We start from the raw sequence: 24,506 nt of genomic DNA, 5'->3' as shown, positions 1-24,506 counted from the left end.
AGCTATATTTAATAAGTTGAAATATAGCTGCTGATTGAACCTCTAGTTACTGATGCTTATATTTTGTGACTTTGCATAATCACTTATATGTTCTAATGAATTATCACACAACATAATTAGACTTGTTTTAGCGTCTAATCCTATCTTATTTTCAGGTAAGTATTCATTTAACCAGTCTTTATATTGTTGCCAAAAATTGTAATTACCAAAAATGATTTGTTGTTTTAAATGATTAATTTCTTTTTGTAAATATTCATCGTTTTGATAGAACCCCTCTTTATCTATTTTTTTTAGTATTATTGAAAGTACTTGAGTCAATGTATTTTCTGCTGACTTATTAGGGATTATGATGTCACTAATATAAATATCATTCTCCTTTCTTTCTATCCCTGCGGGTAAGAAGTATTCTAAGTGAGCATTTTGTGGATCACTAACTTTACTTTCCAAAACAGCAGAAACGCTTACAATTTGAAATTTAAGCTTGGTTAATGTTTCAAAAGATAAACACCCACTAAATAGTATTGGCGAGGCTTCATCTACAAAACCGTAAGTGAGGTAAGTTAATATTGGATCCATTACGGAATATTGTACAAAAACTTCTTTTGTTTTTTCGTCAGGTTTCGCTGATATTGCTACTAGACCTTGTTTTTTATCTGTAAGATAAAAAGAGTCTCCCATTTTATGATTAAGAAAATCAATTATCGAAAGGAGGCCTTTGTCAGAATTGTGTTGTGTTTTTATACCGGCATTTACTAAAAGCTCTTTTTTATAGATGAACTCTCTGGCCCCTAGAAAACTTGAGATCAACAGCTCATTTGTGTTTTTTTCGTCAAAGCGTTCTTTGTATTGTGTGAGTTTTTCCCCCATAGGTCTAAAATGAAATAACCTATCAATTACGGCTGGGTAATCTTGAAATACTAAAAGAGGATAGGTATTGACCCAATGCGAAATTTTATGTGTTTTATTATATAACTCAACCATGAGCATCATTATGGGTTCAGCAGTCGGATTATCTAAATTTTTGTGTGCTTTTACTAATAATTCATCCCCGGACAATGAAAATTTAAAATCGTGTATTAGGGGCATGCATTTTACGGGTACTTGCATTAAAAGAGCTGCTTTATCTTGGCTGGCATATGAATGTATTGATAATTCTTCATTCTTTTCTATGAATCGTAGATCTTTGTGGAATTTAGCACCCATTAGTTTTAATTGGTCTAGGAGTTTTTCTATGATTTTTTTTATTTCTAAATTGTCGCTGATTACAATTTCTGATGGTACATCATTTAAATTGTCTTTTGTTGTATCATTTTTTTTATGCGTACTATTAGAATATTCCTCAATTGCATTTCTGTACCAAAGCTGATGTTCAAATTTAGGTGAAATTATTTTTAAAATAGGCAGTATGTACTCTATATGTTCCAATCTTTTTAAGTTATTTACAGTAAATAATATAAGTTCTTTTTCTAAATAATTTAAGCATTGGGTTAATAATTCAAAGTATTTTTCTAGTTTCTTTTTGTCTCTTAAGGCGGCAGAAGAAAGTAACAAGTAAACTAGACTGAAAGCTTGGTCTTCTTCATTTGTCGATAGTGATAATTTATCTGCGTATTCTATAGTTGTTGAAAAGTTATTAGCATCAAAACTTAATGAGCAGATGTTTTTTAAATGCAAACTTGCTTTTTGTGGTGTATCTAGAATAAAAAGTTTCTTTATTATCTTATACGCTTGTTGTTGTTTTTTTTGTACGATAGCTATTTTAGAAAGATTAGTTAATACATCTACTTCTTCATCACTTTTTGAGGCCAATAAAAGGGCTTTATTGAGCGTCATTTCAGCTAAAGGATAATGTTTCATTTGAGCAAGACAGACGCCTTCTAAATGTAAAGAAAGAAAAGACTGGTTTGATTTTTTTTGATTTATTTTTTTAAGTATAGCTAATGCTTTTTTGTGTTTATGTGTTTTTACGAGTTCTAGTGCTTGCTGGGTTTTGGCAGACATTTAGCTTTCACTCCCTGTTAGGTATTTAAGAAAATCTTCTGTGCTGTTGATAGAGTGCTCGTCTCTTTGTTTTCTCATATTTGAGTGTAAATCACTAAAATTAGCATTAAGGCCAACCAAAGCAAAAAACTCATGGTAAACGTGAGTATCCTTGAGGTTAACAAAATCTTCATAGTTGTAGCTGGCGTTGATTAACTTTTGTAGTTGTGTACGGCAGTGATCCTCAGAGTCTATGATTTGCTTCAAAGCATTAACTATATGAGTGTGATTTAATAACTCTAATGCTTGGCCGTCTCCCTTTATTTCCTTGCTCCATGAACCGGTCAAATTCGATTTTGCTAATGAAACAGCTTGAGCTAATTTGTTTTTTCGGTTTAGGTATATGATGTGATCAAAATTGAGTTTAAATATATCAACTCCTTTTTTATGCATCGCTATAACATCTTCTATGTGGACATTAGCTGAAAATACACCATCACTGGAAGCGCTTCTTTCCATAATAAACTGTAAATATTCATTAATATCAACGGTTGTAGTGTTGTTCATACGGCCATATGAGATGATGTATTTCTGATTAAACCATTCAGCACACTCACCTATACATTCGGTGTTATTCAATACGTTGCAAAATAATGTAGAACCTGAACGTGGTGTTGATAAAATTAGAATTTTTTTAGTTATACTTTTTATTGCTGTTACTTTTTGCTTAGAAAGTCGTTGCATTAATTCTAATAAAAGTTCATAGGCCATTTTCATATAGAAGTCCCGAGATTAAATTATTGATTATGAACATAGTATAACGATCTACTATAAAAGCATCTATATTCTTGGCTCGTATAAACTATTAAAGAGACAATATTATTTATTAAATAATAGCTTGATAGCTTGTAAAGCTTGATTACTCGCTTTATGATCTGCATTCTTTTTATATGCGGCGTTATTGTGAAAAAATCCATTTATGTTTCTAGGCCCTATTTGCCTTCAAAAATAAAATTAAACCAATATATCGATCAAATATATCAACGAAATATATTGACCAATAATGGCCCTTTAGTTCAAGAATTAACCCAGCGACTAAAAGAAAAGCTTGGAGTTAAATATTTGTTATTAGTTAATAATGGAACTACGTCATTATTGCTTGCTTATCACATTAAAAACTTAGTAAATAAAACCATAATAACTACACCATATACTTTTGCAGCGACGTCTACAGCAATAAAATGGCTTGGTGCTAATGTTTTATTTGCTGATATAGATAATTCTCACTGGAATTTATCACCGGAAAGTGTAGAGCAGAAACTTGCTACAGGCAAAGGTGATGCAATTGTACCTGTTAATCTTTTTGGAGTACCTTGTGATTTAGATGCATTTGAAGAGTTAAAGTCAAAATATAATATTCCCCTTATTTATGATTCAGCCCATGCTTTATTGAGTGAATATAAAGGTAAAAATATTTATCAATACGGTGACATACACAGCATTAGTTTTCATGCTACAAAATTATTTCATTGTATTGAAGGTGGGGCTTTAATTTTCAACCAAGAAGCTGATTACATAAAAGCTAAAAATCTGATTAATTTTGGTATAGATGAGTTGGGTGATATTCATGATGCGGGGATAAATGGTAAGCTTAGTGAGTTTCATGCAGCAATGGGGCTTTGTGTGTTAGATGAACTTGATGAGCTTGTTAACGAGCGAGATTATTTAGTAGATTACTATAAGCAAAAACTAGGTGATTTATTACAGTTTCAAACGACGCCATTTCCTTGTGTAAGTCAACCAATATATATGCCAGTTCAATTTGCTACGGAAAGACTACTTTGTTCAGTAGAGGAAGCGCTTAAGGCTCAAGGAGTATTTGCACGACGATATTTTTTACCTCAGCATTATAAGTTTTTGGAACTGCCCGAATTACAAGGTTTGGAAAAGTGCTCAGATATAGCTAATCGGGTGCTGTGTTTACCGCTATTCAATGGTATGACTGAATCTCAAATTGATGAAATAGTGACTATTATTAAGGATAATATTTGATGAAAGTAGCCATAATGCAGCCGTACTTTGTTCCGTATATTGGTTATTTTCAACTAATTAATGCCGTTGATAAATTTGTTATATACGACGATATTGAATACACCAAAAAAGGTTGGATCAATCGTAATAGAATTCTTAGAAATGGTGAGCCTGTTTTTATTTCACTGCCGCTTAAGAAAGACTCTGATTACCTTAACGTTTGTCAAAGAACATTATCTCATAATTGGGATAAAGATAAGCGTAAATTGTTGAATCAAATTAAAGGTAATTATAGCAAGGCTAAAAGTTTTGATATTGTTTACCCTCTGATTGAAAATATCATAAATTTCGAAAATGATAATTTATTTGAGTTTCTGCATCATTCGTTAAAAGTCATCTGTAATTACTTAAATATCAATACAGAATTTGTAATAAGTTCCAGTCTAAAAATTGATCCTAAGCTAAAATCACAAGATAAAGTTATTGAAATATGTAATAAGTTGCATGCTAGCCAATATATAAACCCTGTCGGCGGCTTAGCACTTTATACACAAGAAGAATTTAGTCTACATCATATTAAGCTAAGCTTTCTTCAAAGTACTGAATTTACTTATGAGCAATTTAGCAATGAATATTGCCCTTGGTTATCTATTTTAGATGTAATGATGTTTAATGAAATTAAAGACGTAAAAACACTAATAAATTCTCAATTTAAATTCATTTAGGTAAAAGGTTTCAAATGTTTAATTGGACAAAAAAGGGGAATGTTTTTGACCCTACGCATGTAACTGATAGAACATGGTTAAAAGAGTTTGCACAAGCACCAGCTACTTTGGTTTTTGATGATGTGGTAAGAGTGTACTTTTCTTGCCGGCCAAATAGAGATGAAAATGGACAATATGCCAGTTATTCTTCATTTCTTGATTTAGACAGGGCAGATTTAACTAAAGTGATCAATATTGCAGAAAATCCAATTCTGTCGTTAGGTAAGAAAGGCACTTTTGATGAGTTTGGTACTTATCCTGTGTCTGTAATTAAAATCAATGAAGATACCATTTATGCGTATTATGCAGGTTGGACGCGGTGCGTAAGTGTGCCATTTAATACTGCAATTGGAATGGCGATTAGTACCGATAAAGGTAAAACTTTTAATAAAGTTGGTGAAGGCCCTGTACTTTCGTACTCATTTGATGAGCCGTTTGTGCTAAGTGGCCCTAAAGTTAGACGATTTAATAATAAGTTTTATATGTTCTATATTGCAGGTACTAAGTGGATAAAAACAGACGGCATACCTGAACCCGTTTATAAGATCAGATTGGCTACCTCAGAAGATGGCTATAATTGGAAAAAACATAATAAGCAATTAATAAATGATAAAATAGAAGAAGATGAGGCGCAAGCCAGCCCAGATGTCATTTTTGCAAACGGCAAATATCATATGTTTTTCTGTTACAGGAAAAGTTTAAATTATCGAGGAAAAGAAGGCGGTTATCGTATAGGTTATGCTTATTCTATCGATCTAGAAAATTGGACAAGAGACGACAGTAAAGCAGGTATGGGAGTGTCTAACTCAGGCTGGGATAGCGAAATGGTTAGTTATCCTCATGTTTTTGAATTAGATGGTAAAACTCATATGCTATACCTTGGAAATCAGGTTGGAAGATATGGCTTTGGGTTAGCGACACTGAATGGAATATTGTAAAGGCAATTTAATGTATTGGAAAAAGTTAGGAAAGATTTTTGACCCTTCAGATTATAATTTAGCTAATAGCTGTATTGATTATGCTCAATCTCCTCAGGTTTTGGTTAAGAAAGATTGTATTCGTATATATTTCTCCACGAGAGCTCGCGATAGTGATAACACTTTCGTTAGTCATGTTGCTTATGTTGATATGTCTAAAGATTTAGAAACTATACTTAATGTAAGTAACCATACTGTAATCCCATTAGGTGAACTGGGGACGTTTGATGAACACGGTATCTTTCCAATTAATGTTGTGGAATATGGTGGAAAAATTAGTGCATATACTTGCGGCTGGAGCCGTAGAGCTTCTGTTTCTGTAGAAACAGGGGTTGGGTATGCAGAGAGCAAAGATGGTGGGACAACTTTTGAAAAGCTAGGGCATGGACCTATATTAACTTCTTCTACCAAAGAGCCTTTTCTTGTAGGTGATGCGTTTGTGAAAGTTTTTGATGGGACATATCACATGTGGTATATGTTCGGGACCCGTTGGAAAGAGTTTGGGCAATTAAATACTGCTGAACGGATATACAAAATTGGCCATGCTGTATCTGACGATGGAATACATTGGGTAAAAGAAGAAGCTAAGCAAATCATTCCTGACAAGTTACATGAGGACGAAAGTATGGCATTACCTTCGGTGATAAGAATTAATGAACAGTATCATATGTTTTTTTGCTATCGTGAATCCTTCAACTTCAGAAAAGATAAAAGCCGGGGTTATAGAATTGGACATGCGGTTTCAATGGATTTGTCAAATTGGACCAGGGCTGACGACTCGATGAATATAAACACATCGGAAAGTGGCTGGGATTCTGATATGCTTTGTTACCCTCACGTTTTTGAAAATGATGATAAAATTTACCTTTTATATAATGGAAATGAGTTTGGTCGACATGGTTTTGGGATTGCGGTCTTGGAGCAATGAATCCAAAACTAATGTTCAAACAAAATGTATCGAATGAAAATGATGTGGCTGTGCATTTTGAGCTCTGTGAAAAATCATTTACTAATGATATTTCATTACGTACATCGCTTACTGGTTATATTGAAAAGATCGTAAGCAAATCGTTTAGGTTTGAAGCATGGGACAATCGAAAGCTTATTGGCTTAATAGCCGTGTATATTAATTTTGATAGTTTTTGCGGATATATAACAAATGTTAGCGTAATAAAAGAATGTAATGGTTTAGGTGTTGCAAAGTCTTTATTAAAAGAATGCTGTAATCAATTAATACAGCAAGGGATTACAGAGCTTTCATTAGAAGTTAAAACGACTAATACTAAGGCGATCGGTTTATATACAAAATTTGGCTTTGTAAAAGAAAATGAAGCAAATACTTATCTAAGAATGATTTTGAATTTAAAGAGTAATAAATATGACAAATAAGCGTGATTATAATGCTGAAATTGAAGATACCAAAGATCATCAATATGCATATAATTTTGATTTTGACGTAATGCATCATTACATGTTGGAATCATTTCAACCATATATGAAAGGTAACTCACTTTTAGAGCTTGGTAGCTTTAAAGGAGACTTTACTAAGCGTTTTGTACCTTTGATTAATGACATTACCTGCGTAGAAGCATCTGACAGTGCGATGAAAGATGCTAAAAAGAAACTTCCAGATAATATTAAGTTTGTTAATTCTCGTTTTGAAGATGTTGAGCTAGATAAAAAATTTGATAACATTGTAATGACTCACGTTTTAGAACACATTGATGATCCAATTGCTGTTTTAAAGAGAGTTAATGAGGAGTGGTTAACTGATGAAGGGCGATTCTTTTTAGTTTGTCCAAACGCAAATGCACCCTCAAGACAGATAGCGGTTAAAATGGGATTAATTTCACACAATTCTGCAGTTACCCCCGCGGAAGATGAGCACGGGCATAGATGCACTTATACTCTTGATACTTTGGAAAGAGATGCGCGAGCTGCAGGATTGAAAGTTATAAAGCGAGAGGGGATCTTTTTTAAAGCGTTAGCCAATTTTCAATGGGATAAATTATTACAAACGGACATCATTTCTAAGGAATATTTAGAAGGGTGCTATCAGCTGGGGCAGATATATCCAGATTTATGTTCTAGTATATTTATTCTCTGTGAAAAGTCTTGATCATTATATTAGCTGTATTATTTAATACAGCTAATAATTTACCTATTGTAAGTCTTGTCAGAGCTTTCTTGAACTTGGTCACACCAATTTACATTATTAATATACCAATTAATTGTTTTTTCGATACCTGACTCAAATGTATTTTCAGGTTTCCATTTTAGTTCTTTTTCTATTTTAGATGCATCTATTGCATACCTAACATCATGACCTGGTCGATCGGGAACAAACGTAATTAATTGTTCAAATTTCGCTATATTTTGAGGTTTGTTTTTTATCTTTTTATTTAAAATACTACAAATAGTCTCAACTACTTCCAAATTAGATTTTTCATTAAATCCGCCTATATTATATGTTTCGCCTATTCCTCCTTCGCATACCACTTTGTATAGAGCCTGCACATGATCATCAACATATAACCAATCTCTAATTTGTTTGCCATTACCATAAATAGGCAAAGGGTCCCCTTTTAAAGCATTTAATATAACTAAGGGGATTAATTTTTCAGGGTAATGAAATGGCCCATAATTATTTGAACAATTTGTAATTATTATTGGCAAGTTATAGGTTCTATGCCAAGCCCTAACTAGATGGTCAGAGCTTGCTTTGCTAGCAGAATATGGAGAACTAGGTTGATATGGCGTATTTTCGGTAAACAAACCAGTGGTACCTAAATCACCATATACTTCGTCAGTCGAAATATGATGAAATCTAAATGATTTTTGCTGTGAATTACTTATAGAGCTATAATGTTTTTTAGCAACCTCAAGTAGTGTGTATGTTCCCACAATATTTGTTTTAATAAAATCTACAGGGCCATCAATTGATCTATCAACATGAGATTCGGCAGCAAGATGCATAACAATATCAGGACTAAAGTTATTGAACGCTTCTCCTAATTGTTTTTGATCGCAAATATCGCCCTTAATAAAATGATATCTGGGATCTTTATCAATACAACCTAAAGATTCTAAATTACCTGCGTAGGTTAACTTATCGTAGTTTACAATTATATTGTCAGTATTTTTAATTAAAAATCGGACTAAGGCTGAACCTATAAAGCCTGCACCACCAGTGATAAATATAGTTTTACTCATATAAAAAATCTCTTGAATATAATTTGTGTTTAAATAGCTTTTAAGGTTATTTAAAATTATGAATATTAGCTACAATGTCCAGAAGGTATTCACCATAACCACTTTTGCATAAAGGCTTTGCAATCTGTTTTAGTTTTTCTTCATTAATGTAGCTTAATCGATAAGCTATTTCTTCAGGACAACTTATTTTTAACCCCTGTCTTCGTTCGATAGTTTCTATAAATTGAGCTGCTTCTAATAAGCTCTCATGAGTTCCTGTGTCTAACCAGGCCGTACCTCTTCCTAATAGTTTGACTTTCAGTGTTTTACTGGTTAAATATTGCTGTATAACATCTGTAATTTCTAGCTCCCCTCTGTGTGAGGGTATTACTTTTTTTGCGTATTCGACAACGTTATTATCAAAAAAATAAAGCCCAGGAACAGCATAATTGGTTTTTGGTTTTTGAGGTTTTTCTTCGATGCCTATGACATTACCCTGTTTATCAAAATCAACCACGCCATAAGCTTCAGGATTTCTAACATGATAGCCAAATATCGTTGCGCCACTCTCTTGCGTATAAGACTTTTTAAGAGCGGCGACTAGGTCTTGACCATAAAAAAGATTATCTCCAAGTATTAGAGCTACATTACTATTGCCTATAAAGTCTTCTCCAAGAATAAAAGCTTGTGCTAACCCATCTGGTGATGGTTGAATTATATAGCTAAACTTAAGTCCCCATTGGCTACCATCACCTAAAAGGGATTGAAATTGTGGTAACTCTTTATTGGTAGATATGATTAAAATTTCTTGTATACCCGCAAGCATTAATGTTGATATAGGATAATAAATCATAGGTTTATCATATACCGGCATTAACTGTTTACTAACAACTTGAGTTAAAGGGTATAAGCGAGTTCCGCTTCCTCCAGCTAGTATTATCCCTTTTCTTTTCATTATAATTTCCAAATAAATTTTGTTAAAAAACTTTATTAGTTTCGGTTTATATTATCTTTATCAAATTCTGGCCGTTGAATTTTTAAATTGAAGTATCCTCTTTACTTTCAATTATCCCCTTTCCTTTAATTAGCTGTTTAATGAATAATCTTACTTGCAATGAGTTGGCACTAAATGCGATGAGAAATATATAGAATAATAAAACTTTGAATGTTAATGAACCAAATGGATGAAATTCATTTAATAATACATTAAGTAAAAATGAGAATTCAGCAAATATCTGGAGAATACATATGAGAAGAAATACTCTTTTTATTATTAAATTTGACTGTATCTTTCCTGTAGTTAAACTAATTAGAGTTAAGATAGGTATAAAAGATAGTATTAAAGCTATATAAAGGCTGCTTTTTTGAGGGAAAAAAACAGCTAAAATCGCATCACCTTGCCCTCTAGATGCTAATGACATAACAAAAAGCATTAGCCCTTTTGCTAAAAAGGCTAAATTTACAAAAATAAGTAAAGGTGGTTTTATCCAGCCTTCATCATTAAATGAGCTTAATGGTATGGTTTGTAATATTTTTTTACTCATTTTTAGAATTAATTCCATAGAATAATAGTTATGAATTATATGTAAACGATAAGAAGCAAACAACAATATGTTTCTAATTTATATATTATTGTGTTTTTGCTTTTGGTAATTTGTAACATCTAATGAGCATAAAGTTTCTAACTTTCGTTTAACCTTTTCTTGGTTAAAGTATTCGATTAAACTATCCTGAATAAATTTTGAGTCGATAGACTGTATCTCACGAGTGGTGTTGTGCTTGCCTATTTGAAAAGACTTACCTGATACTCTGTTAAGTCGTTGCTCAAAGCTTGGCATATCATCTAGTGTGCCAACCACACTAAACTTAGATAAATTATCTAATACCTCGTTTTGCATGTTTTTGGCATCAGCTTCATCTTTCGGGTAACGACCCGTTAAAAACATGGTCATAGTATTCGCCATATGCCAGCCTCTGCGGCTATTTAAAATTTGATCTGCCTCTAGCCATAACTCATCTTTAGTCATAGGCTTAGTAGCAATACTAGGAGGCATGATGGCGAAAGTATTGGTGAGCTTGTTGAAAATATAGTTGGATATTAAACGGTCAACGGGATCACGCAATAGGGTTACAAATTGGTAACTATCGGAGAATTCTTCAAGAATTTTACCTGTGACATTGAAATGTCCGCTAACATACTGCCAATTCAAGTTTAAATGATAAACCAAAATATCTTGGATTTGCTTAGCATGAAATTCACTGAAATCGCACTTGTCTGCTAAAGTGACAATTTCTTTTTCAAAATTAAATAAACTGGTGTCAATTAACGGTGTACGTTTTATTTTTCTTTCGCCAGGTAAGGCTAATTGCTCTCTTAATGCTCTATCTACTGACACTCCACCGCACTTAGGAATATGAACAAATACAACAGGTTTTTGTGACGTATTTTTTGGATTAATACGGTGGATAGAAAATTCATAACCAAGCCGTTGTGTGAGATAATTTATCATCGTTGAAAGCGTTTTTTTCATGGGGTGACGTTACCTAATCTATCCATTTTATGAGTGAGCAATTGACCATATATGCACTCGTTATTTCTGTATTATTTTGTTTATTGTTATCAGCTATTGCTTGCGAATATGCCTTCATTACTTCAATGTAATTATCTTCATCTGCTTTTTTAACTTTAACATAAGCGACTGACTCTTTATTTCTTTGTAAGCTAAATTCTCCAACTGCAGTATTTGAATCAGCAGATAAACTTTGTGATATTTTGTTTTTTATCGTTTCATTATAATGAATATTTAACTGTTTGAAGAGTTGTTCAAAACTATTCTGTGGTGCTTTACATAAATCTTCATATCTAATTATTATGCTTTGTAAGTCGAGTGTTACCTTACTTTTTGCTTCTATCCAACCCTGTAAATATCCCATTTGAAAATAAAAGTTTTCATTGAGTATCGTAGGACACAAGGTTTGTATTAACTGCAACTCCGACATTTGAAATTTGCTGGTAAATAAATCAGTTTTTTTCCAATGCAAAGCACTGTAGCTTTTTGCGATTGAATAAGGGTGGCGAAGTAAATAAATGATTTTGTTTTCAGTTTTTTGGAATTCATTAATCACCAAAGGGTTCACTTCTTTGATTATTAATGTTTTTCCTTTGTTGCTTTTCTTCCATTTTTTGGGATAAGCATAAATAGAAGATAGTTTTGGTGCATTCCCTTTTAAAGCTTTGTTTATGTGACAATAATATTGGTTATGATCTGTTGTTATTTCAGGATCAAAAACCGACACTCTAACACGTTTTTCTAATAAATAAGGCGTCGTTACAGGTTCACGTAAATATAGGGTTTCATCAGCTGCGCCAAGTATAGAGCCTATCCAACTTGAGCCGCTTCGAGGGAAAGAAATAACGATTATTGTACGTTCAATATTTATATTTTTATTTGAAAATAACAATGACAATTTGGGAGCTTTTAAAAATAACCGGAGTCTTTGAAGCCACAATTTAAATATGGTTGGTAACTGTTTATATAATATTCGTTTCAGTTTTTTACTCATATTAACTGGCTCGGTTTTTGCGAGTTTTTAATTAGTTTAATGGAAGATCTTAACTTAAAAGTTTGAACAAATGTTGCTTGTAACATTATAAAAGCAAAAGGGCGTGTCGCTTTTGAAAAAAACAAACTAATAAAACTCGCAAAGACATATGAAATTAACGTTGCCCATGCAGCACCAATGCCTCCCCATTTAGGAATAAAGTATATATTGAGCATGACATTACTAATTGCGCCAACACCATGGGTGAGCAAACTGTATTTATACAGTCCTTTTATAATTAACCATTTGCTGAAAATAGCTCTTTGAAAAATAAAAAGTGTGGCGAAAATATGAATATTTAAAATAGCAGCACTCTTAATAAACTCTTCGCCATAAATCCAGAGTATGACAATTGGAGAAAGTACGTATGTGAGTAAGCTAATAATAACTGCACTGACAATTAGTACCGCTAATATTGATTGTAAAAATAGAGTGAAGTCTTTATGGCTCTGTTTAAATTTATCGTGTAATTGTCGATTAAATGCATTGGCAATTAATACGGGAAATACATACCAAAATTCAGATAACCTTGCCGCTGCAGCATAAATTCCAACTTCTTTATTATTATAATATTGACCAAGCATGACCTGATCTATTTTCAAATAAATCACTGCGGCAATACCAGATAATAGTAACCATTTCCCTCGATGAAAAAGTGCAAAAATAGCATGCGAATTCACTTGCTTTTTTATTATTAAATGCGCATTTTTTACTCGGTAAAACCATAAGTAACTGAGGGCAATAAATGCATATGCTCCACCATGAACTTGTATTAATAATGTGATGTCAGCACCGTTAAAAATAACTATAATTTTTAATAAACTCGATAGCATTAAAATAAACAGTCTTATTTTTAATGTTGTATTAACAAGATTGTTTGCTAAAAAATAATATTCAATAACATAAAGGAATTGGAAACTTTGTAGTATTAATAACTGAATTATCAGGCTATTAGCGCTATTGTTTTCATTAAAATTCAGAACACAAAACAGGCCTAGGAGTACAGATAATAAAGCACCGAAAGCTCTAATTATTAGTGCTGATTTAACATAATGATGGCTATTTCTTGGATATTTAATTACATACTTACTGGTGATGTTGTTTAACCCCATCATACATAATGGCGCAAACAAACCAGCGAAAGACAGGATGTAAGCGTATTCTCCAAATAGTTGAGGCCCAGCAATGCGCGCTAAAAAAACGCCGGTAATAAACGCAATGCCTATAGTGAGTGTTTTTTCTAAAATAAGTAGTGCGCTGTTTTTAATACTTGCTGATACAGCCATGGATAAGCTTTGTAATGAATATTATGGGAAGATTATATAACAATAATGAGCAATGAAAATATAGTTTTTCTTTAATTAATCAATGGATACAAGTAAATATCTAGCTGTTTAAATGGGGATTCGATAGAATAGAATAAATTTTTCCAGTTCTGTTCTTTGTTGTTTAATAGCCTTTTGCATACCTGTAACAAGGCGTTATTAAAACTACTGACTAAATTAAAAACGATAATAATTTAAAATATAATGAAATCTCAACTTAGAAAGATACTGCCTAATAAAATTATCAATCAGATAACCAACATGCGTTTTCGAATGAAAAGTATTTTATCTCGTTATATGGCGAAAAATCGTTTTACGAGCGCTTTGTATTACTTTATTTTCGATTTTCAATATCATAGAGAACAACAAGCTACCTTAGCTGGAAAAAATACTTATCAAGCTAATGAAGGTGTGTTTGAAAAAAGCAGTGCATTATTACGTCGGAACACTCACCGCCTTGAAAAAGGTTTAATTATGGTGCCACGAAAACCAATATTTGCTGAGAGTTATATATTCGAAACCGTACAATGTTTTTCTCATTGTTTACAACAAGGCTCTATTAACTCTCCTGAGTTAAAGTGGGCGCAGGATGTACTTGCAAAGTATTTTGCATCTGTCGAACATACTTCAATCATTAAACAAGCAAATATTATTTTTGAAAATTTACCGCTGGTAGATGATAAAACGCTTCTTCAATCTGTTCCATATCCTCATTCAGAGAGAGTTACCTCAAATATTGACAGTCAGTCTTTACATCAATTATTTAAACAACGACGCTCTACGCGTTGGTTTGAAGATAAACCCGTTGATATTCAAAAGATTAAACAAGCAGTAGAAATGGCAGCTCAAGCGCCAAGTGCGTGTAATAGACAACCTTTTCAGTTTTATACTTTTACAGATGCTAAAAGAGCGTCAAAAATAGCGGCTATTCCTATGGGAACCAAAGGATTTGCTGAAAATATACAAGCCTTACTAGTGGTAGTGGGAGATTTAAGCGCCTACCCTAAAGAACGCGATAGACATGTTATTTATATTGATGGTGGTTTAGTTGCTATGCAGTTAATGCTTGCGTTTGAATCACTAGGGCTATCGACTTGTCCAATTAATTGGCCAGATATTGAACTCTATGAAAAACAAATGGATAAAGCTCTATCGTTAGAAAAACACCAAAGACCAATTATGTTAATGGCTGTAGGTTACGGTAAAAAAGAAGGTGGAATTCCTTTCTCTCAGAAAAAAGATGCAGATCAGTTAATTAAGGAAATAGATTAGTGTTAATTGAAATTAAAGGTGTTCAATTTGTTAATAAAGGCGCCGAATTAATGCTAATGGCAATGGTTGATAAAATTCAGCAACTTTGGCCCGAGGCAGAAATTTGTTTATTACCAAGAATAAACTCCCCTTATAAAAACCGAGCTAAGCTTGGTGCATATCAAAAACTAAATTTTAGAAAAGGCACAATTGATCTCAATAAATTTTCTTACTTTATGCCTAGAAAAATGCGTCAATACTTAAAAAGAGCATGGGGCATTGTTACTGAAGTTGACGTTGATTTAATACTTGATGCCTCAGGTTTTAGTTACGGTGATCAATGGAGTGATACTGCGCTTATTCAAGCAGCTAAAGAAGCAAAACGCTTAAATGAAAATAATAAAAAATATGTTTTTATGCCACAAGCACTTGGACCATTTACCAGTAAACAAAATCAAAAGTGGTCTAAAGTTGCCTTTGACAATGCCAGTGTCGTTTTTGCCCGTGATGACATTTCTTATCAGGCGACCAAAAAAGTAACGACTAATAGTCATCTCTTTATTTCTCCTGATTTTACAAATTTGATATCTCCATATTTGCATGATGATTATGTCGATTTGAAAGGCGGAGTTGCGGTTATACCAAATAGTAAAATGTTGAGTCAGCAAAACAAAAATAAGGCATGGCGAGATAACTACCTTCGCGTGTTAACAAATATTGTTGAGCTGTTAATGAAACAAGGTAAACACGTTTTTTTATTAAATCATGAAGGCAAAAGCGACGAAACTATTTGTCATCAAATTAACCAGGCTTTCAACAATGAGTTGTTAATTATCTCTCCGGCCGATTCGTTACAAGTAAAAGCAATTATCGGCCAGTGCAGTTTAACTATTTGTTCAAGGTTTCATGGTTGTGTTAGTTCACTTTCGCAAGGCGTTCCTTGTATTACGACAAGTTGGAGTCATAAATACGAACAATTATTTTCTGAGTATGGCGTTAGTAACTTATTATTACCTGCCACGATTGAGAAAGAAGAATTAATTGAACTTGTTCATTTTGTTATTGACGAACAAGCCGAAATAACAAATATTTTATTGCCAAATATTAGCAAATTTAAGCAAGAAGCAAGAGATATGTGGGATAAAATATATAACAACATAACTGCTCACGTTGAATGACAGTCATTGTGATAAATAAAGGGTATGTTAGTCATTTATATAGAAATACAGTGCAAGACAGCTTGACTGTATTTCTAATCGCTTGGTTTTATTAACTGTTACGTCTTTGAAGTAAAACAATAAACACCGAAAGAAGTCCCCCAAGTATTGTACCTAAAATAACAATAAGAGCACGATTAGGTTTCTCTCTTTCCTCAGGTACTTGTGGTGGGTCGATAGTTTTTAAAACATATTCTGGCTTAACACTAATTAACATCATGTTTTTTGTTTGCTCTTCAATTAATTGATAGAAGACAGATTCCATCGCTTTGACTTGTATGCCATTTAATTGATTGTTCAAATAATTAATTGAAGCTTGAGCTTCTTCAAAATCTTGCTTACTCATAAAAGAGTTCAAATCAGCTATTAACCATTCAAGCCATTGTTGGGCTAGTTTAGGGGAGTAGTATTCTATATCTATGATGATAGTTGCCGCTTTTTTATCATAGTCAATATAGAGAAAGTCAGAAAACGCTTTATAAGCTTCCCATAGGGAAGGTTTAGGCTTTTTCGGCGCTTTAACATCTCTGATCCATTTATCATTAGCTTGATCATAAATGTTGTCATCAAGTATTAATGTATCAGTAGTGTCATCCCAATCCGTGGCAGCCATAATAGGCACTAGTAAATTATGATTGGCAATGAAATTCTCTAAGAAAGAACGTGATTTAATGATTTCTAATGCTAAGTTTGTTTTATCACCACCGCCTGAGCCTAGGTTGATTCCAGCCATACTGGCTAGACCTCCGAATTGGCCTGCTAATGCCGCAAGTCCCCCGGCCCCACCATCACTTGAGACGGGAGTTAGAATAACTGAAGCTTTATATATATTAGGCTTTGACAAGGCAAAAAATACAGCTGCGACTGAAAAGAGTAGGGTCACACTAATAATTGTTATTTTTCTTTTCCAGAGGGTACGCCATAACTCACTGAAATTTACTTCTTCATCTTGCATTATACTTTCTTCTTGTTTTGTCACTTAATTTACGCCATTTATGAGTGAATTCTTAGGTGTAAAAATTACAAAGTTATTCTTACACAAATTTAATTAAAAACAACAGATCTTGATAGAGTTAAAATAAGAGTCGAATCTCATTTAAAATAACTTTAACTTGTTAACCTCTACGAAATGTTTGCATCGCAATATGTTCATATAAGTAGGAAATTAAAAATTTGGGGTAATCTTTAATGACGCGCTGACGAACATGTTTATGCATTACCATTCTTTGTAACCATCTCAACCCAGATTTTTTTATGAGTGGGTGGTAGTAATCTGTTTTAATTGACGTTTGAGTTAAAAATCCTCCGCAAGTAAACATTAACTTAACGTTTGGACAGTTATCTTTAGCATCAATAATAAATTGGTCTTGAATGGGGGTTCCCATTCCTACGATTAATATATCTGCATTTGATTTTTCAATCAGTTTAAATGCTTCATTCTTATCTTGTTGATTATCGAAATATCCAGAACGAACATAAGTAATATCTAATGCTGGATAAGAAGATTCAATATTTTCTTTAGCTTTTAGTATTTCGGAAGCTGTACCTCCAACCAAAGCTATTTTAGCTGAAGTTTTTTGCGCGTACTCAAATACTTCGCCAGCTATGGAAGAGTAATCAAAGCTAACTCTAGCGACTTTTGATTTTGGATGGAAAATATTGTGGAGTCTTTGTAACAAGCTACCGTCTGAATAAAAATAATCAATACCATCAATAATTTCTGGTGATTTTAATAATACGCTATATGAAAATGGATTAACAAAAGAAACTAATGTTTGCTTTTCGTCTTCAATAGAAGACAAAATTAAAGAAAAATCTACGCTGGTAGATATTTTATCATCTAACTTCTTCATGATGTTATGTTTCAATTCACTTCCTTAACTTCAAGTCTTTCAATATTAATCTTCTGTTGTCTTTTCTTTATTGCGTGTAAGTTGATTACATAACCTATAAAAAGATAATGCAACGGGAGTGTTTTAAACCTATCACTCATAGCCGAAGAAAAACCAAAAGCGACAGGGATAGACAAAACCAAAAGTAAAGTTGCATACGAAAAAATGGATTCAAAGCTCCCTTTTTCATGCGTTTTTGCTGACGATCTTAAAATGTTAACCATCCAAAATAACAATACAAAATATAATATTATGCCAATAGCCCCCCATTTTGCTAATTGATATCCATAAAGGCTTTCAATAACACTAATACGCTTTTTAAGCTCGATTCGATTAGAGCCACAGCCAAAAGGGAAGCATTTTTCAAAGTATTCTACAGCAAGTTCCATTTCAACGACACGGTGATTGGTTGAAGAGTCTTTTTCTTCGCCACCAAACATACTCTCTATATAATCAAGCTTTAGCATATTCGACTTCTCAAATGTCAGAGAGATACTTGTAACCAGCGTAATAGATGCAACAATTACTATAATTAGCGTTGCATTAACCGCTTTACTTTTTTTACCTCTACCGAGCAAATAGCTTAGGCCAAGCATTATAATAACTGTGCCAATTCCTCCTCTTGATAAAGTTAAAATTAAGGCAAGAAAAACAACGCCAACAAAAAGCCAATCTTTAAATTTAAATTCATTTTTAGCATCTATCAATTTAAAGTATTGATAATAAATAAAAAATGATAGATAGAATGCGAAATCTGATGGATAACCATAGGTACCAGACCACCTAAAAAAGTGGAAAACAACAATGTCATCACTCATGCGCCCTTTATATAAATCAGCAATACCCCACAATGCAGGAAAATATACAAAAGCTGAAAACACTATTTGTAATACACAAGCGATAATAAAAAACTTCATTAGCGCTTTTAGTTGTTCACCTGATAAGGGGTATAAAAGTGGGATTGATAAATAGACTAAATAAACGATAGGGCGAGTGAAATCAGTAACATCCATCCAACTTAAATGGGTGGTAAAAACTAGGGTCGTAAAAATATAATACGATACAGTAACTAATACATAGCCTAGAAGAAAATATACCATTTTTGCATCAGGCTTAGCTGGTTTTTTTATTAAGACTAAGGTAATAACAAATAGAAAAACACTAATGTGAAGCAATTTTTGCGCAGTACCAACCCCTCCTGGTAACCACGAAAGAGCAGGGAAAAGTAATAGGAAGGTCCAAAAAGTATAATGTACTGATAAGTTATTTACTTTCAAAAGAAATATACCTTAACAGCAATAAAAGTCGCCAATGTATTATATTCATTTAGAGAAAGTGTAGCTATTTCGATTTAAATTTGTGAGTTCTATCAATGTGTTCAACCTGATTGTAAAATGAACAAAAAACAACATAAATGGATTTTGGCGAACATTTTATATTGAACAGTTTAAAATCACAAAGTTAATTAATTTATTTTATTGTTGTTTTCTCTTCGCACATCAAGAGAGCAATTCATAATTTCAATTGCACTATATAAATTAATGTAGTGGTTCGAACTTGTATGTTTACTTCATTAGGTGGTGTAGCTTAACCCCCTTTATATTTTACGGTGACTACCTGTATCAATAAATTTCATTATTTGTTAACATCGCGCCCCAAATGGTGCCGACCATTTCATAGTTAAATTTTTCCAGTTATATTCTGAACTTTGGTGAACTTTTTGAAAAACACACGTTTCAATCTGATAAAGAAACTCATAACGACTATTCTTCTTCCTCTATTTGGTTTGCTTTATCTTTTGGGGAAATGTTTCCCTAGGAATAGTAAAATTTGGGTTTTTGGTTCGGCCTATGGCTTTGAGGGAAATTCAAAATATTTATATTGTTATACCGTCGAACATACGCCAGATATTCGAGCAATATGGATAGCTGGAAGCCGTGAAGATAGTCGTAATATTCGTTCAAAAGGTGCAGAAGCTTATTATCGCTGGAGTATACAAGGAATATGGCTGGCATTTCGAAGTAAATATTGGTTTTTTAATGTCTGTTCTTCTGATGTAAACTATGTTGCTTCTGGAGGAGCGTGGTTGGTAAATCTCTGGCATGGGGTTCCACTAAAAAAAATTCACTACGATGTTGAATCGTTCTCCAATGCAAACCGCTATAAGAAGCTATCATATATTATACGAAAAGTATTTTTATATACTCCAGATGATGAAGTATATGAAAACTTAGTTTCTACCTCTAAACATGTCAGCGACATGTCGTTTAGTAGCGCATTGCGCGTTCCTGCAGAGCAATGTTTAAACTTTGGTTACCCTAGGTTAGATCCTTTGTTTTGGGATCAAGAATACAGTGCAAAATGGCAAATGCGTTGGTCATCTATCGATGAACAAAAATTCATTAAAAAAGTTAAAACGTACGATAAAGCATTTATCTTTATGCCAACATGGCGTGACCATGCTCCACACTTTATAAAAGAACAACATTGGGATTTTATTGGTTTGGATAAAAAACTAGCGAAAAAAAACACCATTTTGATTCTCAAGCTTCACCCATTAACACCGCTGTCTTTGGTTAAAAGTGTTCAGGATTGTAGCAATATTGAATTACTCGATTCAGGTAAAGATGTTTATTGCATACTCCCTCATACTCATGGGTTAATTACAGACTATTCTTCAATTATGTTTGATTATGCTCTACTGGATAGGCCAATTTGTTATTTCGCTCACGATTTAGATGACTATTTGGATAAAAGCAGGGAGTTTTATATGCCCTTTGATGAAGTAGTGTATGGACCCGTTGTGACTACGATGGAACAAGTAGAACGGTTTCTCTTAAATCATGAAAGTATCACAGATTCAAACGAAGCCAGAGAACGTATTAAAGATTTATACTTCGATTATAAAGATCATGATTCAAGTAAGCGAATTGTGGCGCATTTCACGCAATAGTTAGTAGGGAAAGTAGGCTAATAACTTAAATTTTTATGAAACCAATGAGACATTAGATAATGGAAAATAAGAACGTCGCTATAGTGATACCCAATCTTGGCCAAGGCGGAGTGGAGCGGTATGCAGTACAACTTGCAAAAGGAATGCAACAAAATGGCAGTAATTGCACAATAATTACATTTGAAGATGTGCCTGTAGCCCAGCAACTTTCTGGCGCTATAAAGGTTAGACATGTATGTTTTGCGACGACTGGACGTTTTCAATTTGTTAAGTCAGCTCTAAAGCTCAGGCGATATCTTCAGCAAAACCACTTCGATTTAATTATATCGGGAAAAGAGCAAGGAAATATTTTCACTCATTTGGCACAACTATTTAAAAAGCCCTATAACTCTTGGTTTGTGACAAGGCATGTACCACTAGAACCCGGTCAATCCAAAGGTGACGTACGTTGGTATACGAAAAAGCTATATAAGTATTTGTATTACAAGGCAAGTGCTTTCATTGGTGTAACAGATGAAATAGCAGCACAATTAAAAATCACAGTACCAAAATCGAAAAAACATTGTGTAAAAGCAATAAAAAACCCGATTATCGACGCTGATATTTTCAATTTTAGCGAGCGTACTCCAAATAAACTCAGTTGCTGGCCTTCAAATAAAAGAGTTGTACTAGGGGCTGGAAGACTTGCGGAGCAAAAAGGGTTCGACTTGCTTATTACGGCGTTTGAGAAAGTAGCTACTGCTTTACCTGATGTAGACCTTGTCCTTCTTGGAGAAGGCGAAGATCAGGAATCTTTGGAAGAACTAAGTCGTTCTTTAGGAATCAGACATCGGGTACATTTTTTTGGTTATACTGACAACCCTTGGTATTTTATGCGCCAAAGCTCACTTTTTGTTTTGTCTTCAAGATGGGAAGGGCTGTCTATAGTTTTACCCGAAGCTATAGCACTAGGGCGACCTGTCGTCGCATTTGATTGTCCAACAGGACCGAGAATGTTACTTGGCGATGACTCACCCGCTTTGGTTGCGTTCCCTGATACCCAAGCTCTAGCAAATACTATGCTTTTACAATTAAATTCGCCTTTCTGTCCACTTGTTGATTTAAGTGAATTTCATACGAGCCAGTCAGCAAGAAATTATCTTAGCCTTCTATAAGACAGATCGAGTAAAGCGGTTAATGTTTGATTGATTAGATTTGAAAAGACCGGAAAAATTGAATTATCAGGATTGATATCTATTACTGTAACATTCAATGGCTTATTACCCACTTTTAAAATCAGATATAAAACTTGTTTGTTCAATGAATTGGATTGAACAAAAATCTATTTTAATGATAAAATTCGCGAGTTTTACCGGTGGAGCCTAATGTGGGCAGTGACATCTGCGAATTTAGGAAAAATATAGGTCTTATAAGAGCATCACGATGTATTTTAGGCTTTTAAATTGGTGCTATTGTTTCGGTTTTAATCGCCCAGTGAAACATTATTGTATCAACCGTACTAAAGAGTAATTAATTATGAGTAAAACGGTTATTACCTATGGAACCTTTGATTTATTCCATATTGGTCATCTTCGATTATTACAAAGATTGAGAGCGTTAGGAGATAGGCTTATTGTCGGTGTTTCAACTGACGAATTTAATGCGCTGAAAAATAAACAGTCTAGCATTTGTTTTGAGGATAGAATTGAAATTATATCTGGGCTTAAATGTGTGGATTTGGTTATTCCAGAAAATGACTGGCAACAAAAAGAGCGGGATATTGAACAGTATTCTGCAGACATTTTGGGCATGGGCGAAGATTGGCTTGGAAAATTTGATCATTTATCCTCACATTGTGAGGTGGTTTATTTACCCAGAACAACTGGGATATCGAGTACTAAAATTAAACAGAATTTATCTATTCTTGGCTCGGAGCATAGAGAAGAGTTTAAAAAAGCATTAGATGTGATTTCTAATCTGGTTGATAACCTCTCTTAATTAAATGAATAATTATGAGTGAAAGGCTAAGCAGCACGTCGGCAAATAACGATCAAGAAGATCAGAAGCGGGTATTTAAAAATGCTAGCGCTTTATTTGTTATTCAAATCGCTAATATGGTGCTGCCGTTTATTTTATTACCATATCTCACCCATGTACTCGGCGCACAATATTATGGATTAGTTGCTTTTGGTCTAGGGATCGCGCAATTAGGGTTTGTTATTACCGATTATGGATTTTCTTTATACGCTCCTGTAGTCCTCAGTAAAATTAGAGGGGATGTACTTGAGATTAGCAAAATAGTCGGATCTATCTATTGCTGTAAGATCTTACTACTCTTGTTCGTGTCAGCCACTATATATCTATATGCACTGAATACTCAACAATATGCCGAACACCGTGAATTACTGCTGTTAAGTATTTTAATTCTAACTGGCACAACCTTACAACCAGTCTGGTTCTTTCATGGCATTGAGAAAATGGGATATATAACGGTTTTCTCATTAATGTCGCGTTTGAGCTTTTTGTTGCTGGTTGTGGTTTTTGTGACAACTAAAGAAGATTACTTTTACGTAGCTCTATTTAATGGCATCACTCATTGTGCAGCAGCACTGTTAGGGTTGGCTCTCGTTTACAAATTGGGATATCGAGCAACTTGGCCTGGTTGGCAGAGCATATTGGAAACCTTTAAGGCGTCAATGGAGTTTTTTTGGTCGCGCGCTGCAGTTAGTACATATACAGCGGCTGGGACCGTTTTCTTGGGGCTTTGGGGAACGAGTGTCCAAGTTGCCTATTATTCTGCGGCTGAACAACTGTACAAAGGAGCGCAAGCTTTTTTTGCTCCATTATCTCAGGCTCTCTATCCTAACATGCTTAAAAATAGAAACTTTTCCTTGTTATTTAAAGTCATGAAATGGGCGGTTTTATGTTGTCTTACCGGTGTATTGATAGGCTCTGTTATAGGTGAGCAGGTACTTGAGCTCTTATTCGGTGAGGAATTTGTCAATGCAAATTCAGTATTACTAATTTTTCTAATCACCTTAATGTTTACTACTCCTTCTACTATGCTTGGTTACCCTTTGTTGGGAGCTTTAGGAAAGGTAAGTTTGGCAAATAGAAGTGTATTTTTAGGTGGTGCATTACAATTGTGTTTACTGAGTTTTTGCTATTTGCTCGGTTATACTACGGCATTTTCTGTCGCTCTATGCGTCTTGTTGGTAGAGTTACTGGTGTTTTTTCTCCGGGCTTATTGGGGGAATAGATATCTACGTGCCAATGCAAACTCGTTGATTGAGAAAGTTTAAATGTTTTAAACGAATGTAGTTTTAAAGAAAAGTACTAAAC

Annotated in this window: 23 protein-coding genes; 12 read left to right on the top strand and 11 right to left on the bottom strand. The window is 33.7% G+C overall.

Annotated elements, in window-relative coordinates; translation table 11 throughout:
• Positions 1-42: 42 nt before the first annotated feature.
• Both ABXH06_RS00770 and ABXH06_RS00765 read right to left on the bottom strand, forming a co-directional pair.
• Positions 43-2,001 (bottom strand): hypothetical protein, encoded by a 1,959-nt coding sequence (locus ABXH06_RS00770; protein WP_353516967.1) that lies wholly within the window; start codon positions 1,999-2,001, stop codon positions 43-45.
• Positions 2,002-2,757, bottom strand: coding sequence for a Stf0 family sulfotransferase (locus ABXH06_RS00765; protein WP_353516966.1), 756 nt, complete (start codon positions 2,755-2,757; stop codon positions 2,002-2,004). It lies immediately after the preceding gene.
• Positions 2,758-2,943: 186 nt separating this feature from the next.
• Here ABXH06_RS00765 and ABXH06_RS00760 point away from each other — a divergent pair, with 186 nt between their 5' ends.
• From ABXH06_RS00760 to ABXH06_RS00735, 6 genes are read left to right on the top strand one after another with little or no spacing between them, the layout of a single operon-like run.
• Positions 2,944-4,032, top strand: a complete 1,089-nt coding sequence (locus ABXH06_RS00760) for a DegT/DnrJ/EryC1/StrS aminotransferase family protein (RefSeq protein WP_353516965.1) — start codon at positions 2,944-2,946, stop codon at positions 4,030-4,032.
• Positions 4,032-4,736 (top strand): WbqC family protein, encoded by a 705-nt coding sequence (locus ABXH06_RS00755; RefSeq protein WP_353516964.1) that lies wholly within the window; start codon positions 4,032-4,034, stop codon positions 4,734-4,736. The genes ABXH06_RS00760 and ABXH06_RS00755 overlap by 1 nt, the downstream gene beginning before the upstream one ends.
• Positions 4,737-4,750: 14 nt before the next feature.
• Entirely contained in the window at positions 4,751-5,713 is a 963-nt protein-coding gene (locus ABXH06_RS00750; RefSeq protein WP_353516963.1) for a glycoside hydrolase family protein, read from the top strand.
• Between the two features lie 10 nt (positions 5,714-5,723).
• Entirely contained in the window at positions 5,724-6,680 is a 957-nt protein-coding gene (locus ABXH06_RS00745) for a glycoside hydrolase family protein (protein ID WP_353516962.1), read from the top strand.
• The gene (locus tag ABXH06_RS00740) at positions 6,677-7,141 is read left to right on the top strand and encodes a GNAT family N-acetyltransferase (protein WP_353516961.1); all 465 of its coding nucleotides are present in this window, start codon (positions 6,677-6,679) and stop codon (positions 7,139-7,141) included. Before ABXH06_RS00745 ends, ABXH06_RS00740 begins: the two co-directional genes overlap by 4 nt.
• Positions 7,131-7,871, top strand: a complete 741-nt coding sequence (locus ABXH06_RS00735) for a class I SAM-dependent methyltransferase (RefSeq protein ID WP_353516960.1) — start codon at positions 7,131-7,133, stop codon at positions 7,869-7,871. The genes ABXH06_RS00740 and ABXH06_RS00735 overlap by 11 nt, the downstream gene beginning before the upstream one ends.
• Before the next feature lie 38 nt (positions 7,872-7,909).
• Here ABXH06_RS00735 and rfbB read toward each other — a convergent pair whose 3' ends face one another.
• From rfbB to ABXH06_RS00705, 6 genes are all read right to left on the bottom strand, one after another.
• The gene (gene rfbB, locus ABXH06_RS00730) at positions 7,910-8,965 is read right to left on the bottom strand and encodes a dTDP-glucose 4,6-dehydratase (protein ID WP_353516959.1); all 1,056 of its coding nucleotides are present in this window, start codon (positions 8,963-8,965) and stop codon (positions 7,910-7,912) included.
• 46 nt (positions 8,966-9,011) lie between these two features.
• Positions 9,012-9,899 (bottom strand): glucose-1-phosphate thymidylyltransferase RfbA, encoded by an 888-nt coding sequence (gene rfbA / locus ABXH06_RS00725; RefSeq protein ID WP_353516958.1) that lies wholly within the window; start codon positions 9,897-9,899, stop codon positions 9,012-9,014.
• 82 nt (positions 9,900-9,981) lie between these two features.
• Complete coding sequence (locus tag ABXH06_RS00720) at positions 9,982-10,488, bottom strand: DUF2919 family protein (protein WP_353516957.1); 507 nt, start codon at positions 10,486-10,488, stop codon at positions 9,982-9,984.
• 78 nt (positions 10,489-10,566) lie between these two features.
• Complete coding sequence (locus ABXH06_RS00715) at positions 10,567-11,475, bottom strand: sulfotransferase family 2 domain-containing protein (RefSeq protein ID WP_353516956.1); 909 nt, start codon at positions 11,473-11,475, stop codon at positions 10,567-10,569.
• Between the two features lie 13 nt (positions 11,476-11,488).
• Positions 11,489-12,412, bottom strand: coding sequence for a sulfotransferase domain-containing protein (locus ABXH06_RS00710; protein ID WP_353516955.1), 924 nt, complete (start codon positions 12,410-12,412; stop codon positions 11,489-11,491).
• Positions 12,413-12,504: 92 nt separating this feature from the next.
• Complete coding sequence (locus ABXH06_RS00705) at positions 12,505-13,833, bottom strand: flippase (RefSeq protein ID WP_353516954.1); 1,329 nt, start codon at positions 13,831-13,833, stop codon at positions 12,505-12,507.
• A 312-nt stretch (positions 13,834-14,145) separates the two neighbouring features.
• Between ABXH06_RS00705 and ABXH06_RS00700 the strand changes: the two genes are divergently transcribed.
• Together ABXH06_RS00700 and ABXH06_RS00695 are read left to right on the top strand one after the other, a co-directional pair.
• The gene (locus ABXH06_RS00700; protein WP_353516953.1) at positions 14,146-15,144 is read left to right on the top strand and encodes a nitroreductase family protein; all 999 of its coding nucleotides are present in this window, start codon (positions 14,146-14,148) and stop codon (positions 15,142-15,144) included.
• Positions 15,144-16,301 (top strand): polysaccharide pyruvyl transferase family protein, encoded by a 1,158-nt coding sequence (locus ABXH06_RS00695; protein ID WP_353516952.1) that lies wholly within the window; start codon positions 15,144-15,146, stop codon positions 16,299-16,301. The genes ABXH06_RS00700 and ABXH06_RS00695 overlap by 1 nt, the downstream gene beginning before the upstream one ends.
• A gap of 91 nt (positions 16,302-16,392) precedes the next feature.
• Here ABXH06_RS00695 and ABXH06_RS00690 read toward each other — a convergent pair whose 3' ends face one another.
• From ABXH06_RS00690 to ABXH06_RS00680, 3 genes are all read right to left on the bottom strand, one after another.
• On the bottom strand, positions 16,393-17,319 hold the full coding sequence (locus tag ABXH06_RS00690) for a Wzz/FepE/Etk N-terminal domain-containing protein (RefSeq protein ID WP_353516950.1): 927 nt from the start codon (positions 17,317-17,319) through the stop codon (positions 16,393-16,395).
• Between the two features lie 136 nt (positions 17,320-17,455).
• A complete protein-coding gene (locus ABXH06_RS00685; protein ID WP_353516949.1) occupies positions 17,456-18,208 on the bottom strand; it encodes a WecB/TagA/CpsF family glycosyltransferase in 753 nt (250 codons plus the stop codon).
• Positions 18,205-19,509: an O-antigen ligase family protein gene (locus ABXH06_RS00680; RefSeq protein ID WP_311577803.1), complete on the bottom strand. Its 1,305-nt coding sequence runs from the start codon at positions 19,507-19,509 to the stop codon at positions 18,205-18,207. Before ABXH06_RS00680 ends, ABXH06_RS00685 begins: the two co-directional genes overlap by 4 nt.
• A gap of 443 nt (positions 19,510-19,952) precedes the next feature.
• Between ABXH06_RS00680 and ABXH06_RS00675 the strand changes: the two genes are divergently transcribed.
• From ABXH06_RS00675 to ABXH06_RS00660, 4 genes are all read left to right on the top strand, one after another.
• Positions 19,953-21,185 carry a CDP-glycerol glycerophosphotransferase family protein gene (locus ABXH06_RS00675; RefSeq protein WP_353516948.1) on the top strand — a complete coding sequence of 411 codons (1,233 nt, stop codon included), beginning with the start codon at positions 19,953-19,955 and terminating at the stop codon, positions 21,183-21,185.
• A 59-nt stretch (positions 21,186-21,244) separates the two neighbouring features.
• Positions 21,245-22,339 carry a glycosyltransferase gene (locus tag ABXH06_RS00670; RefSeq protein ID WP_353516947.1) on the top strand — a complete coding sequence of 365 codons (1,095 nt, stop codon included), beginning with the start codon at positions 21,245-21,247 and terminating at the stop codon, positions 22,337-22,339.
• Positions 22,340-22,700: 361 nt separating this feature from the next.
• Positions 22,701-23,162 carry an adenylyltransferase/cytidyltransferase family protein gene (locus ABXH06_RS00665; protein ID WP_311577792.1) on the top strand — a complete coding sequence of 154 codons (462 nt, stop codon included), beginning with the start codon at positions 22,701-22,703 and terminating at the stop codon, positions 23,160-23,162.
• Between the two features lie 14 nt (positions 23,163-23,176).
• Positions 23,177-24,466, top strand: coding sequence for an oligosaccharide flippase family protein (locus ABXH06_RS00660; RefSeq protein ID WP_353516946.1), 1,290 nt, complete (start codon positions 23,177-23,179; stop codon positions 24,464-24,466).
• Positions 24,467-24,506: the final 40 nt, after the last annotated feature.

The organism is Thalassotalea sp. SU-HH00458 (assembly GCF_040362795.1).
GTDB lineage: Bacteria > Pseudomonadota > Gammaproteobacteria > Enterobacterales > Alteromonadaceae > Thalassotalea_H > Thalassotalea_H castellviae.
Note: the sequence above shows the minus strand (reverse complement) of the source record. Positions and strands in the feature narration are given on the sequence as shown.